The sequence below is a fragment of the Paracoccus rhizosphaerae genome (assembly GCF_026162645.1).
In the GTDB taxonomy this organism is placed as follows: domain Bacteria; phylum Pseudomonadota; class Alphaproteobacteria; order Rhodobacterales; family Rhodobacteraceae; genus Paracoccus; species Paracoccus rhizosphaerae.
This window is the reverse complement of sequence record NZ_JAOTBE010000080.1, coordinates 1-14,355: the sequence shown is the minus strand read 5'-3', so window position 1 is coordinate 14,355 and position 14,355 is coordinate 1. Positions and strand designations below refer to the sequence as shown.

The window sequence follows — 14,355 nt, the reverse complement described above, 5'->3', positions numbered from 1 at the left end:
GTCGACCGGCCATCGGTGGCGCAACCCGCTTTGGCGCCATGCTGACGGATCGGTGGCCGAATGGTGAGTATTGGACGTCTTCCAGAACGGCGTAGCGCCATCACCGGCGCCACGCAGGGGATCGGCCTTGCCATCGCCAGGGATTTTGCGTCCGAAGGAGCCGACCTGCTGCTGCTCGACCTCAAAAAACGCGGAAAGCCACACGAGCTCATCATCATTGCTGTCGCACGAAGGCTGGTAACAATCTCGAACGCGACACGCCGTTGATCCAGTAGCGAGCGATAATGGCAGGCGCGATCTGCGTGTACCGGGGGCACGGCTTTGAGACAGCGCCTTGCGCCGGTCACGCCGCTAGTTTGAACTCCGTGGCGGCTTCGGTTTCAAGGTCCCTCTGCTGGGTACGGATCTGTTCGAGCGTCCTGTGCCCGTGCCGTTCGCGCAGCCAGCTGGCGTTGTAGAGAGCCGCGAACGCGGCCAGCGCCAGCCGGAGCTACTCAACCGTGGCAAAGTGCCGAACCCAGAGGAGCTGCTCCTTCAGTGTCCGGATCGCCCGTTCGGCCACACCGTTGCCCTCGGGCTGGCGGACGAAGGCGGGCGAACTGGTCATGCCGAGGAACCGGATCTCACGCTGGAAATCGCCCGACATGTAATTCGAGCCGTGGTCGTGGCGCAGGACGAGACCTTGGGCCACGCCACGTTTGTCGTGCGCGCCGAAGTGCCTGGGCACTCCCCTGTCGGATCGGATCCAGCGCCTCCCACCGGCTGGCGCCGGAGGCGGCGTGGATGCCGACAAACTCGCTGAGCAGTGGTCGACGGCCACAAAAACGTAGGCACGGCCTTCGGCTGTCGTGAAGGTCTCGGTCATGTCCGTGCCCCAAACCTGATCCACCCGCTCCGTCACGATCGTCCCGTCATGCGGATGCGCCGCCTGCGGTGCCGGCCGGTGGGGAGCAAGCAGGGCATGCTCCTTCATCAGCCGCCGCACCCGGCGTGCTGCCGTGCGCAGGCCACGGAAGCGCAGCCGCGCCCAGACCTTGCGATAGCCCTCCCCCGTGAAGGGCGAGGCCTCGATGACCTCCCGGATCGCCACCAGCAGATCGGTGTCGCTGGCAGCGCCCTGCGGCCCGCGGCGCCGAGCAGAACGCGGTTCGCTTGCCGCCGCCCGGACCTGCTGGCGACGGAGGATGGCCCCTGACAGGCCCCAGAACCGGCAGATGGTGACCAGCGGATAGCGGCGCTGGAGGGAGGGCGAGGTCATCCGGCTCATCTCCTCGACCTCCCTGGGGCCAAAGGGCGGCGCTCCTCCAGCTTGTCGATCTTCGCGTAAAGGAGCTCGTTGGCCATGGTGATCTCGCCCACCTTCGCCTGTCACGTCGCCTGATCTCATCGTCACGCGCGTCGCGCTCGCGTTCCGTCAGCACGCTCTCGCCCGCCAGCAGCACTCGGTCTCGCCACTTCGAGAGCCGATACGCCGGAACGCTCAGTTCGCGCGACAGCGCCTCCAGGCTCTCACCCCGCATCAGCCGCTGCACCGCCGCAAGCTTCCGCTTCGCCGAGAACCGCTTCCCCGGCCCGGCCTCGGCCCCGCCGCCGCCAGCGTGCGGAGCGCGCGTCGACGGGCCGAGGCCTCCGCTGCACCAGGGCTCAACTTGTTCTTGTCGTCCATGCTCGACCCCCATTTCCTCTGGGAAAAGTAGCGCTCGCCGCTGTCTCAAGAAACCGTGCCCCGGCCCAGTTGTAGCACAAGTGCCTTGAGGAGATGCTGCCCCAACCTTCGTCAAAGCTCCGGCGCATGTCGCCCAGCCTGATCAGCCGCGACAAAGCATCCGGCCCTCCGCAACGCGCACGGCTCGGTGCCATCCATAGCCTCAGGCTATGTCACATCCAAAGAATGCCTCTTTGCTGCAGGATTTCGTCCCCGCTAAGGTTTCTCTGCAGGCATCAGTCAAAGGTCCGCGGCTAGACCCGCTCATTGCGGCAGGCGAGCCCGACATCAGGATTTCCGCACAAGGAGACGGCATGACGACCACCCTCGAGCCCAAGAACGCACTCGCAGCCGAGCGCCGCGATCTGGCTGTCGCTTACCGGCTGATCGCGCATTTCGGGCTGGACGACAGCATCTTCACCCACATCTCTGCCCGCGCACCCAGGTCCGAGGGCGACGAGGCCTTCCTGATCAACCCCTATGGCCTACGCTTTGACGAGGTCACCGCGGAGAACCTGGTGACGGTCGACCTGGAAGGGAAGATCCTGCGCGACGATTTCGGCGCGGGGATCAACGCAGCCGGGTTCACTATCCACAGCGCCGTTCACGCGGCCCGGCCCGATGCAGCCTGCGTTATCCATACCCATACCACAGCGGGCGTCGCGATTTCCTCGATGGAAGAAGGTGTCCTGCCGCTGAACCAGTGGTCCCTGCAATTCTACAATCGACTAACCTATCACGACTACGAAGGGATAGCCTTAGATTTGGGGGAGCGCGAACGGCTGGTTTCAGATTTGGGCAGTGCCAAAGCGATGGTTCTTCGCAATCACGGTCTGATGGTTGTGGGTGCCACGGTCGGGGAGGCCTTCACACTGATGTACAATTTGGAACGTACCTGCCGTGCGCAACTGGCCATCCTGTCAGCCTCGGGCGCGACGCCGCGGCCTGTGGCACCCGAACTCGCCGAGTTTACCGCCAGCCAATACGAGAAATGGACCGCCTTCCGGAGCGATCCCACTAAGAAAGATCCAGAGTGGGAGGCCTACGTGCGGCTTGCGCTCAAGACTTACCCGGATCTGGCAGCATAAGCCGGACCGACACATCGTCCAACAAGGAGCAACATGATGAACAAGGTGATCACACCCCTTGTCCTTGCAGCCATCCTCGCCACGACACCTGCCACGGGTCAGGAGGCCGGCGGAACTCTGAACCTGGTGATCCAGCCCGAACCCCCCAGCTTGATGATGGGGATAGTGCAGAACGGCCCGACGCAGATGGTTGCGGGCGACATCTATGAAAGTCTGCTGCGTTATGACTCCGACCTCAACCCGATGCCGTCGCTGGCTCGCAAATGGGAGGTGTCTGAGGATGGCCTGACCTACACCTTCCACCTGCAGGAAGGCGTTAAGTGGCACGACGGCGAGGATTTCACCGCCGAAGACGTGGTCTTTTCGGCCGACGTCTTCCTGCGGGAGACCCACCCACGCCTGCGCGCGACGCTGGACTACGTCGAGTCCATTAAGGCTCCCGATGACCACACCGTCGTCTTCAAGCTGCGCGAACCCTTCGGTCCCTTCCTGGGTACGTTCGAGGCAGGCACTATGCCGATCGTCCCCAAGCATATCTACGAGGGGACGGATTTCGCCAACAACGAGATGAATAACACGCCCATCGGCACCGGGCCGTTCAAGTTCAACGAGTGGCAGCGCGGCAGCTATATTCACCTGGTGAAAAACGAAGACTACTACATCGAGGGCAAGCCCTACCTGGACGAGGTCTACTACCACGTCATCCCGGATGCCGCGTCCCGCGCCGTCGCCTACGAGACGGGCACGGTGGATGTCCTCCCGGGAGGATCGGTCGAGAATTTTGATGTGCCGCGCCTGACCGAACTGCCGAACACCTGCGTCACCGATGCGGGCTGGGAGTATTTCGGCCCGCATAGCTGGATGTGGATGAACAATCACAAAGGCCCGATGACCGACCCGAACACGCGCAAGGCCGTGATGCACGCGCTGGACCGCCAGTTCGCTCTAGATGCGCTGTGGAACGGGCTGGGCAAGCTGGCCACGGGACCGGTGTCCTCCTCGACCCGGTTCCATGAGGCCGACACGCCCTCCATTGCTTACGATCCCGATCTGGCGCGCGAATACCTAGAGAAGTCCAGCTATAACGGTGAAACGCTGCAACTGCTGCCCCTGCCTTACGGCGAAACCTGGCAGCGGTGGGCCGAGGCCGCGCGCCAGAACCTGATCGATGTTGGCTTCAATGTCGAACTGGTGGCCACGGACGTCGCCGGCTGGAACCAGCGGGTTGCCGACTGGGACTTCGACCTGGCCTTCACCTACCTCTACCAGTACGGTGACCCGGCCCTGGGCGTTTCGCGCACCTATGTCGAAAGCAACATCGCCAAGGGATCGCCCTGGAACAACGTCGCGGGCTATCGCAACCCCGAGGTCGACGCGCTGTGGGAACAGGCCGCGCTCAGCACCTCCGACGAGACACGGCAGGAGCTTTACACGGAGATACAGAACCGCATCGTCGAGGATGTACCGGTCGCCTGGCTGCTGGAACTTGGCTTTCCCACCATCTACCGCTGCAACGTTCAAGACCTGGTAACGACGGCCATCGGCATCAACGACGGCCTGCGCGACGCCTGGATAGAACAGTGACGCTACGGGGCGGGGCAGGGTCCCGCCCTCTTCATCCATCCGGCGAACAACGGGGGATCTGTTCTTGATCCGCTTTATTCTGGCGCGGCTGCTAAAAGCGGCTGTCATTCTGATGGCCATCCTAGTTTTGAACTTTTTCTTGATCCATGCGGCACCCGGTGATCCCGCCGCCGTCATGGCCGGAGAGGCGGGTGCTACGGACGAGCAATTCATAGCCGACCTGCGCGCGCGTTTCGGGCTGGATCAGCCGCTGTCGACGCAGCTGTGGCTTTACATCAAGGGTGCGGCGCAGCTGGACTTGGGATACTCCTACCGGCAGAACATGCCGGTGGCTCAGCTGATCTTGGACCGCCTGCCGGCCACGCTGCTCTTGACGTTGACGGCATTTGTCATCTCGATCGTGCTGGGGGTGGTGGCAGGTGTCCTGGCGGCGTCGCGTCAGGGCGGCTGGGGCGACACCCTGATCTCGGCAGTGGCGATGATCTTCTATGCGACTCCGCTGTTCTGGATCGCGCTGATGGCGTCCCTGCTGTTCTCGGTCGTGCTGGGTTGGCTGCCAGGCTTCGGCTATGAGACGATCGGCGCCAACTATACCGGCCTCGTCCGGGGGCTGGACATCGCGCGGCACCTGATCCTGCCGGCCACGACACTGGGGTTGTTTTTCACCGCCATTTACATGCGGATGACCCGCGCCTCGATGCTGGAAGTGTCGCGGCTGGATTTCGTCAAGACCGCCCGGGCCAAGGGCTTGCGCCCCGGGGTCATCCAGCGCCGCCACATCCTGCGCAACGCGCTCTTGCCGGTAATTACGCTAGCGGGCCTGCAGGCCGGGCAGATCGTCGGCGGCGCCGTCCTGACCGAGACGGTCTTTGCCTGGCCCGGCATCGGCCGGCTGATGTTCGATGCCATCAATCAGCGTGACTACAACGTGCTTCTGGGCGTGTTCTTCGTGTCGGCCGCGATGGTGCTCCTGTTCAACCTCATCACCGACATCCTCTATGTCGTCGTCGATCCCCGCATAAGGATCCGCTCATGAAGAAGGGCTTTGCACGCTTTGCCCGCAATCGCGGCGCGCTGATCGGGCTGGTAATCCTGACGCTGGTGATCGTCATCGCCGCTTTGGGTCCGCCGCTTTACCCGCAGGACCCGTGGCGGATGGTGCAGCGGCCGTTCCTGCCGCCGTTCACCGCGCCTGGCCTGCCACTAGGCACAGATGCCTTGGGGCGCGACGTGCTGGCGGGGCTGATCCATGGGGCGCGGGTGTCGCTGATGGTGGGACTGGTGTCGACGGTCGTGGCGCTGCTGATCGGCGTGCCGGTGGGGGCGCTGGCCGGCTACTTCGGCGGCTGGGTTGACGATGCACTGATGCGGTTCACCGAATTTTTCCAGACCATTCCCAGCTTTGCACTGGCGATCGTGCTGCTGGCAATCTTCCAGCCCAGTCTCTTCTTTATCATCCTGTCCATTGCCATCGTCAGCTGGCCCCCGGTCGCGCGCCTGGTGCGCGGCGAAGTGCTGTCGCTGCGCTCGCGCGAATATGTAGAGGCGGCGGTGCTGTCCGGCCAGAACAGCCGGCAGATCATCACCCGGCAGGTGCTGCCGAATGCCGTATCGTCGATCATCGTGCTGGCCTCGTTGATGGTGGCGACGGCGATCCTTCTGGAAAGCTCACTGGCATTTCTGGGGCTGGGCGATCCCAACGTCATGTCTTGGGGCTACATGATCGGCGCGGCGCGAACGGTGCTGCGGACCGCATGGTGGCTGACCTTCATCCCAGGTGTTGCGATCCTTCTGTCGGTCTTGGCGCTGAATCTGATCGGCGAAGGGTTGAACGACGCCTTGAACCCCCGGCTGGCCAGGAGGGGCGAATGACGATCCTTCAGATCCGCAACCTGTCGATCGCCTTGCCCAAGGGCGCCGACCGCCCCCATGCCGTCGAGGATGTCAGCCTTGAACTGGCCGCCGGAGAGATCCTGTGCATCGTCGGCGAGTCCGGGTCGGGCAAATCCATGTCCGCCAACGCGCTGATGGGGCTGCTGCCCGAAGGCGTGCGGCCGGTCAAAGGATCGATCACATACCAGGGGCGCGACTTGCTGCAGGCCGACGAGGGCGACCTGCGCGCCCTGCGGGGCCGTGACATCGGGATGATCTTTCAGGAACCGCTGTCGGCCCTGAACCCGCTGATGCGCATAGGCGCCCAGATCGCCGAGGTGTTCGAGGCGCATCGCCTGCTGACCCCGGTTGCCCGCCAATCGCGCGCGCTAGAACTGCTGCACGAAGTGGGACTGCCAGATCCGAAGAAGGCCATTCGGGCCTATCCGTTCCAGCTGTCGGGCGGCCAGCGCCAACGCGTGATGATCGCCATGGCCCTGGCACTGGAACCAAAGGTCCTTATTGCCGACGAACCCACGACCGCGCTTGACGTGACTACGCAGGCCCAGATCCTGAAGCTGATCGAGGATCTGCGCCGCAAGCGGAACATGGCGGTGATCTTCATCACCCACGACTTCGGCGTGGTGGCCGACATCGCAGATCGCGTCATCGTGATGCAGCACGGGCGCATCGTCGAGGAGGGGCCGGCGCGTGATGTCCTGTTGCACGCCCGCCACCCTTACACGCAAAAGCTGATCGCGGCCATTCCTGGGCCCGGCGGCGAGGCCAAGGACGACAAGCAGGGCGCACCCGCCATTCTGAGGGTGCGGGGCCTTAACAAAATTTACAAGACCGGCGGCGGGCTATTTTCCAGCCCCCGTGTCGTCCATGCAGTCAACGACATGACCTTCGACCTGCATACCGGCGAGACGATCGGGATCGTCGGCGAATCCGGATCGGGCAAGTCAACCGCCGGGCGCTGCCTTGTCCGGCTGGTCGCTCCCGACAGCGGACGGGTCGAGATGGCGGGCGTGGACATGGCATCGTTATCGGGGGCCGATCTGCGGGCGAACCGGCGGCGCATCCAGATGATCTTCCAAGACCCCTATTCTTCGCTGAACCCGCGCTCGACGATCGGGCGCATCCTGACCGAGGGCCCCGTGTCCTATGGCACGCCCCGGGCCGAGGCTCTGGCAAGGGCACGGGAGCTTCTGGAGCTGGTGGGCTTGGACGCCTCGGCCGTGACGCGCTATCCACATGAATTTTCGGGCGGGCAGCGACAGCGGGTCGGGATCGCCCGTGCCCTAGCGCTGCAACCCGACATCATCATCGCGGACGAGGCGGTCTCGGCCTTGGATGTGTCGATTCAGGCACAGGTGCTGGACCTGCTGGCCGACCTCAAGCGCCAGCTGAACCTGTCGATGCTGTTCATCACCCACGACCTGCGGGTGGCCGCGCAGGTCTGCGACCGCATCATCGTCATGAAGCAGGGCCGGGTGGTCGAGATGGGATCCGCCGACACGGTGCTGACCGCGCCCGAACATGACTATACCCGCGCCCTGCTGGAGGCCATTCCCGGCCGTGACTACGAACGCGCCCTCAAAGATGCCACCGGAGTTCCCGCATGTCAGAGCTGAGCGACCGCATCCTCGCCGCCGTGGACGCCAATTTCGAGGCGCAGATCGAATTGACCCAGGCGCTGATCGCGCTACCGTCCAAGCGCGACGCAGAACACGAGGCGCAGCGGTTCATGGCCGACGCCCTGGCCGCCCGCGGCTATGCAGTCGAGGAGGTTGCGACGGATGCGAAGGCCATCTCCGACCATCCCGGGTTCTCGCCGATCTCGGTCGATGCCTCGACCGCGCCCAGCATCGTTGCCACTCACCATCCGCGGATTGAGGCAGGGCGGTCGTTGATCCTGAACGGCCACATCGACGTGGTTCCCGAAGGCCCGCACGAGATGTGGACCCGCCATCCATTTGATCCGTGGCGCGACGGCGATTGGCTCTATGGTCGGGGCAGCGGCGACATGAAGGCGGGGCTGATCGCCTGCGTTGCGGCCCTGGACGCGCTCCGCAGCATCGGCCTGCAGCCCGCCGCCCGCATCCATGTGCAAAGCGTAGTCGAGGAGGAATGCACCGGCAACGGCGCGCTGGCCTGCATGGTCGCGGGCTATACCGCCGAAGCCGCCATCATTCCGGAGCCAGAGGACGAGTGCCTGGTCCGCGCCAATTGCGGCGTGCTGTGGTTTGAGGTGGCGATCGCCGGCAAGCCTGTCCATGTTCGCGAGGCAGGCATCGGCGCCAATGCCATCGACGCCGCCGCCCGCGTCACCGCCAGTTTGCGCAAGATCGAGGCGCGCTGGAACGCCGAAGCGCCGGCGCATCCCCACTTCGAACATCTCGACCACCCGATCAACTTCAACGTGGGAAGGATAGAGGGCGGTGACTGGGCCTCGACCGTGGCCGCCTGGTGCAGGATGCAGTGCCGCATCGCTATCTATCCGGGCGACGATCCGGCCGTCCGCGCAGCTGAGATCGAGGGTCATCTGCGCCAGGACCTGGCGGACGATCCCTACTTGTCGTCAAACCCACCCACCGTTACCTGGAACGGCTTCTTCGCCCGCGGCTACGTGCTTGAGGAAGGCACGGAAGCCGAACAGACGCTGGTGCGTGCCCATCAGGCGGCCGCTCGTGCGCCGCTGCAGACGCTGACGACGCCGGGCTATCTGGACGGCCGCGTCTTCGTCATCTACGGCGGCATGCCCTGCCTGGTTTACGGCCCACTGTCCGAGGCGATCCACGGCTTCGACGAACGCGTCAGCCTGTCGTCGGTCCGGCGCATCACCGGGGCCATCGCCCTCTTCATTGCCGAATGGTGCGGGCTGGAGGCGATCGATGTCGATGAGGCCTGAGACCATCGACGGCGTATACCTATGCGACACGCTGGACCTCGAGCGGCTTTTCGCGCCGACGCTGGCGCAGCTTCCGAACCTGAGGATGTTTCGCCCCGAGGGCGTGCCCGACGATGCGGATGTGCGCCTGGCCATCGCCTATCGCCCGCGGCAGGGGGCGTTCCAGGCGTTCCCTGATCTGGAACTGGTCCAATCGATCGCCGCAGGAGTAGACGGTATTCTGGCTGACCGGTCGCTTCCGCCGGACGTTCCCGTGGCGCGGGTGCGCGACCCCGAGCAGGCATCGATCATGGCAGGCTTCGCCGCCTGGCACGTCGTCTGGCACCATCGGAACATGCGTCACTACCTCGATGCGGCACGGCGGGGGGAGTGGTCGCGGGTCAGCTTCAACGGCCTCCGGGCGCCATCGTCGACGGTGGTAGGTGTCCTCGGATACGGCACCATGGGACGGGCGGTGGCAAGGGCGCTGGCGGGCTTGGGCTTCGACGTGCGTGCCGCGAGCCTCTTTGCGCATGACGAGGAGACGGCCGTGTGCCTGTTGTCGGGACCGGACGCCCCACGCCGGCTGGCCATCGAAAGCGATATCCTGATCAACCTGCTGCCCCTGACCGCCGACACGCGCGGCCTGATCGACGCCGATTTCCTGGCTTCAATGCCGCAGGGGTCGGCGCTGATCCAGCTGGCCCGGGGAGAGCATCTGGACGAGGTTGCGCTGCTGGAGGCGCTGGACCGGGGCCACCTCTCGGGCGCATCCCTCGATGTCTTCGCGACCGAGCCCCTACCTCCTGACCATCCGTTCTGGACCCATCCGCTGGTGGTCGTCACCCCCCACGAGGCAAGCGTCCTGCCGGCTTCGGCCGTGGCGAAGGCCCTTCGGGATTCCCTCGAGGATCTTCGCGCCGGCCGCACTCCGCGTACGGCGGTAGATCGAAGGAAAGGATACTGAATGAAGGCAATCTTCGACCCACGCCAACTGGAACATGGACCCGAAACGTATTTCCGCCGCGGGGCGGAGATGCCGCATCCCGAACAGCCCCGTCGTGCCATTTTGATCCGTGACATGCTGCAGGAGAACGGCTTTCCCGTCGAGGCGCCGCGCGATTTCGGGCTGGACCCGATCCGCGCCGTCCACGATCCCGACTACGTCGAGTTCTTCCGCGATGCCCATGCCCGCTTCCGCGCGGATGCCCCGCCAGACGCTTTGGCCATCCCCACCACTCACCCAGGGCCGCGGCGCGGGCGCTGCCCCGCTGACATCCACGGGGCGATGGGCTGGTGGATGACGGACACCTCGACGCCACTGACCGAGGGGACGTGGGACGCCATTTATTGGTCTGCGCAGTCTGCAATAGAGGCGGCCGAGCATGTCGTAAACGGTGAACCCATGGTTTATGCGCTCAGCCGCCCGCCGGGCCACCATGCCATGGCCGCCGCGGCCAACGGATTTTGCTTTTTCAATAACGCTTGCATTGCTGCTCATCACTTGACGCGCCGCTGGAAGAAGGTCGCGCTGCTCGACATTGACGTCCATACTGGCAACGGATCGCTGGACATCCTTTATGAACGCGGCGACATCCTGTTTATCTCCCTGCATCCTGATCCTGCGGGATATCCTACCTTCTTTCTCGGTCACGAGGACGAGACCGGCGAGGGCGAGGGGGCTGGAACCTGCCGCAACCTGCTGCTGCCGATGGGGGCGTCCCAGGACGTCGTGCTGGAGGCGCTGGACCAGGCGCTGGAGATGATCAGAGATTTCGGGACGGAAGCGCTGATTGTTTCCTTGGGCTTCGACATGGCGGCCGACGATCCGCTGGCCGCAGTGGGTGTCCACCCCGACGGCTTCGCTGAAATGGGCCGCCGCATCACCGCCCTGGGCTTGCCGACGGTTCTTGTGCAGGAAGGCGGCTATCTGGGCCCGTCGCTGGCGCAGAATGCCTGTTCCTTCCTCACCGCCTGCCGCGAGGAGCTGTGATGACCGCCGCCAGTTTAACTGTGCTTGACAGGATCGCCCGAAGCGGGGACGGTCCTGTCATGAGCCGCCTTTCGAACCTGCAAGAGCTGTTGGGGGACGATCAACCGGTGCCGCGGGGGCGGCTTTCGAACTGGGGGATGCTGCGAACCTTCCACTTCATCGCTAGCGAAGGCAGCATAACCGGCGCGGCGCGGCGGCTGGCTATTAGCCAGCCCTCTGTGAGCGCAGCGCTGCAGCGGCTCGAGGACGTGCTGGACCACCAGCTTGTTGACCGGGGCGCTCGGCGGATCACGCTTACCAGGCACGGACAGATCCTTTACGCCGAGACGCAGCGCATCTTCCGCGCCGTCCAACGGGCCGAGGAGCGCCTGCGCTTCGACGGCGGCAGCCTGACCGGGCAAATTCGCATCCAAATCGTCACTGGCAGTGCTAGCGCCCTTTTCAACGAAGGCCTGCGGCTGATGCATCAGCGCCAGCCCAGTGTTAATTTCCGCATCGACGTAGCCTCGTCGCACAAGATCGTGCGCAACGTGGCTGAGCAGATTGTACCCTTCGGCATCTGCCTGATGGTCCAGCCTGCGCCGGGCCTTGATTGCCGCCTGATCCTGAGGTCGGAATACGGGATCTTCTGTGGGCGCGAACATCGGCTGTTCGGGGCAACCGACGTCGCCCTGTCGGATCTGCGCGAGGAGGGTTACATCGGCTTTACCTGCGCCGAGGAGGGGGCGGCGCCCGAACCGCTGGTGACCCTTCGCAACAGCCACGGTCTGGGTCACAACATCCGCGGCAACAGCGCTGATTTCGCCGAGGTGTGCCGCATGGTTGAAGCCGGCCTGGGCATCAGCATCCTGCCACTGGCTACCATCCGCCAGTCGGGCCGCGACACCCAGCTGTGGCAGTTCCCTATCGAGGGCTGCCGCCTCAGCGCCGACATGTATTTCGTCACCAACCCGCAGGCTCAGCACGCCCCGGCCGAGGAGGCGTTCCTTCAGGTGATGGACGATGTCATCGTCGGCGCCCCCGACGCCATCCACATGCACTGACCGGGGTCAGGAACAACCATGACTGACGATCTTTTGGCCCGCCGCAAACGGCTGATGGGACCGAACGTGCCGACCTTCTACACTAATCCCGTCCACATCGTGCGTGGCGAAGGGGTGTGGCTGTGGGGCGCCGATGGCACCCGGTACCTGGACTGCTACAACAATGTGCCGCATGTGGGCCACTGCCACCCCCACGTGGTGCAGGCCATTGCCACGCAGGCCGCGACGCTGAACACCCATACCCGTTACCTGCACGACCTCGTCCTGGACTATATCGAGCAGCTGACGGCCTCCTTGGGGCACGGGCTGACGCAGGCGGTCATGGTATGCACCGGGTCTGAGGCCAACGACATTGCTTTGCGAATAGCGCAGGCAGCGACGGGCAAGACGGGCATCATCGCCACTGACAACACCTACCACGGCAATACGGCGGCCGTCAGTGTGCTGTCGACGCGCCGCCCGCCGGTCGGCGGCTATCCCGATCATGTGCGGCTGGTTCCCGCGCCCGACATGCTGCGCCCGGTAGGGGGCAGGCTGGAAGGCCAGTCACAAGCCTTCGCCGCCAATGTCGCGCGAGCCATCCACGAGCTGGAACAAAGCGGCCACGGCTTTTCCGGCATGATGATCTGCCCGATCTTCGCCAATGAGGGCATCCCTGCCGTCGGTCCCGGTTTCTTCGAGCCAACGACGCGGGCCGTGAAGGAGGCAGGTGGCTTGCTACTGGTGGACGAGGTCCAGCCAGGTTTCGGGCGCATGGGCAGCCACTTCTGGGGCCATGAATGGCTAGGAATCGCGCCCGACGTCGTCACGGTTGGCAAGCCGATGGCCAATGGCCACCCAGTCGCAGCGACGGTGGCGCGTCCCGGCATCATGGCGGCCTTCCGCAACGCCTTCGGCTATTTCAACACCTTCGGCGGCAATCCCGTTTCGGCGGCGGCCTGCCTGGCCACGCTGCACGTCATCCGCAGCGAGGGCCTGCAGCAGCATGCGGCTGAAGTCAGCCGGCATGTGCATGAGCGACTGCACAGCCTGCGCCACCCGCTACTGGCCGAGGTGCGTGCGGCCGGGTTGTTCTTTGCCATCGAATTCGTGCTGGACGCCGACATGACCCCCGCCAGTGCCTTCACCGAAAGCCTGGTTGAGCGAATGGTGGCGCGAGGCTTCCTGCTGAACCGCATTGGACGGCATGGCAATGCATTGAAGATCCGACCGCCGATGCCCTTTTCAGTTGAAAACGCCGACATGCTGCTGGATGCGCTGGAAGATGAATTGAGCCGCCTGCCGGTGATGGCGCCATGACTGACGACGAGGCGCTGATCCTGGCGGCCCAGGCCGGAGCCGCCTGGGGCGCGACTGGCACTCCGTTGCTGATCCGCAACCGCGAGAATGCTGTCTTCGGCGTCATGACTCCCCTAGGGCGTGGCGCGCTGCGCCTGCACCGGACGGGTTATCAATCGGCCGAGTCCATCCAGTCTGAATTGTGGTGGTGCGAGGCTCTGGCGCGCGCAGGCGCGCCGGTTCCGCAGGCACTGCGGACGCGAGACGGTGACTTGCTACACCGGTGCCCGGATGGCCGCATCGCCTCGGTCATTGGATGGATCGACGGCGGCATTATGGGCGAGGGTGGCGTTCCGCTGCCGGGCAGCCGCGCCGAACAGGCGGATCTGCACCATCGCTTGGGGGCTATACTGGCGCAAATCCACCGCAAGACCGATGATCTGGATCTTCCAGGCAATTTCTTCCGCCCATGGTGGGACGTCGATGCGCTTCTGGGCGACCGTCCGCTATGGGGGCAATTTTGGAGCCATCCCCAGTTGCGCGGCGACGAAACCCGCCGCATGGCAGGGGTCCGCGATCTTTGCCGCGAGAGGCTGCGAGACTATGCCGCCGGATCCCCGGACTTCGGTCTTATCCATGCAGATGTCCTGCGCGAGAACGTCATTCTGGGGAATGGCATGACGCTGATCGATTTCGACGACAGCGGTTTCGGCTTCCGGATCTATGACCTGGGCACCGTCCTGTCCCAGAACCTTTACGAACCGCATTTCGACGCGATCCGGGACGGGCTGATTGGGGGATATGGGGGGCTTCGCGCAGCGGATCTGGCGATGCTGCCGGTCTTCACGCTGCTGCGCTGCCTGGCCTCGGTGGGCTGGACCATCGACCGACTGCCGCCG

The 14,355-nt window shown here is 64.6% G+C and carries 12 protein-coding genes and 1 pseudogene; 12 read left to right on the top strand and 1 reads right to left on the bottom strand.

The features are described 5' to 3' along the window. The first annotated feature begins 60 nt into the window (after positions 1-60). Entirely contained in the window at positions 61-267 is a 207-nt protein-coding gene (locus OC184_RS20555) for an SDR family NAD(P)-dependent oxidoreductase (RefSeq protein WP_378927128.1), read from the top strand. 76 nt (positions 268-343) lie between these two features. On the opposite strand, the pseudogene OC184_RS17700 reads toward OC184_RS20555, so the two are convergent. Beyond that, positions 344-1,613, bottom strand: a pseudogene (locus OC184_RS17700) (IS3 family transposase); the annotation flags it as partial. 406 nt (positions 1,614-2,019) lie between these two features. On the opposite strand from OC184_RS17700, the gene OC184_RS17695 reads away from it, so the two are divergent. The 11 genes from OC184_RS17695 to OC184_RS17645 all read left to right on the top strand — a co-directional run. Next, on the top strand, positions 2,020-2,793 hold the full coding sequence (locus OC184_RS17695) for a class II aldolase/adducin family protein (protein ID WP_265508480.1): 774 nt from the start codon (positions 2,020-2,022) through the stop codon (positions 2,791-2,793). A 33-nt stretch (positions 2,794-2,826) separates the two neighbouring features. Beyond that, positions 2,827-4,377, top strand: a complete 1,551-nt coding sequence (locus OC184_RS17690; RefSeq protein ID WP_265508479.1) for an ABC transporter substrate-binding protein — start codon at positions 2,827-2,829, stop codon at positions 4,375-4,377. Positions 4,378-4,441: 64 nt separating this feature from the next. Further along, on the top strand, positions 4,442-5,413 hold the full coding sequence (locus tag OC184_RS17685) for an ABC transporter permease (RefSeq protein WP_378927130.1): 972 nt from the start codon (positions 4,442-4,444) through the stop codon (positions 5,411-5,413). Next, positions 5,410-6,249, top strand: a complete 840-nt coding sequence (locus tag OC184_RS17680) for an ABC transporter permease (protein WP_265508478.1) — start codon at positions 5,410-5,412, stop codon at positions 6,247-6,249. Before OC184_RS17685 ends, OC184_RS17680 begins: the two co-directional genes overlap by 4 nt. Next, a complete protein-coding gene (locus OC184_RS17675) occupies positions 6,246-7,886 on the top strand; it encodes an ABC transporter ATP-binding protein (protein ID WP_265508477.1) in 1,641 nt (546 codons plus the stop codon). Before OC184_RS17680 ends, OC184_RS17675 begins: the two co-directional genes overlap by 4 nt. Further along, positions 7,874-9,163, top strand: a complete 1,290-nt coding sequence (locus OC184_RS17670) for an ArgE/DapE family deacylase (RefSeq protein ID WP_265508476.1) — start codon at positions 7,874-7,876, stop codon at positions 9,161-9,163. The genes OC184_RS17675 and OC184_RS17670 overlap by 13 nt, the downstream gene beginning before the upstream one ends. Continuing rightward, entirely contained in the window at positions 9,147-10,109 is a 963-nt protein-coding gene (locus tag OC184_RS17665; RefSeq protein ID WP_265508475.1) for an NAD(P)-dependent oxidoreductase, read from the top strand. The genes OC184_RS17670 and OC184_RS17665 overlap by 17 nt, the downstream gene beginning before the upstream one ends. Then, complete coding sequence (locus OC184_RS17660) at positions 10,110-11,135, top strand: histone deacetylase family protein (RefSeq protein WP_265508474.1); 1,026 nt, start codon at positions 10,110-10,112, stop codon at positions 11,133-11,135. It begins immediately after the preceding gene. Between the two features lie 59 nt (positions 11,136-11,194). Beyond that, on the top strand, positions 11,195-12,178 hold the full coding sequence (locus OC184_RS17655; RefSeq protein WP_265508473.1) for a LysR family transcriptional regulator: 984 nt from the start codon (positions 11,195-11,197) through the stop codon (positions 12,176-12,178). Between the two features lie 18 nt (positions 12,179-12,196). Next, complete coding sequence (locus tag OC184_RS17650) at positions 12,197-13,477, top strand: aspartate aminotransferase family protein (protein WP_265508472.1); 1,281 nt, start codon at positions 12,197-12,199, stop codon at positions 13,475-13,477. After that, on the top strand, positions 13,474-14,355 hold an 882-nt coding region (locus OC184_RS17645; RefSeq protein WP_265508471.1), incomplete at its 3' end, for a phosphotransferase enzyme family protein. The genes OC184_RS17650 and OC184_RS17645, both read left to right, overlap by 4 nt.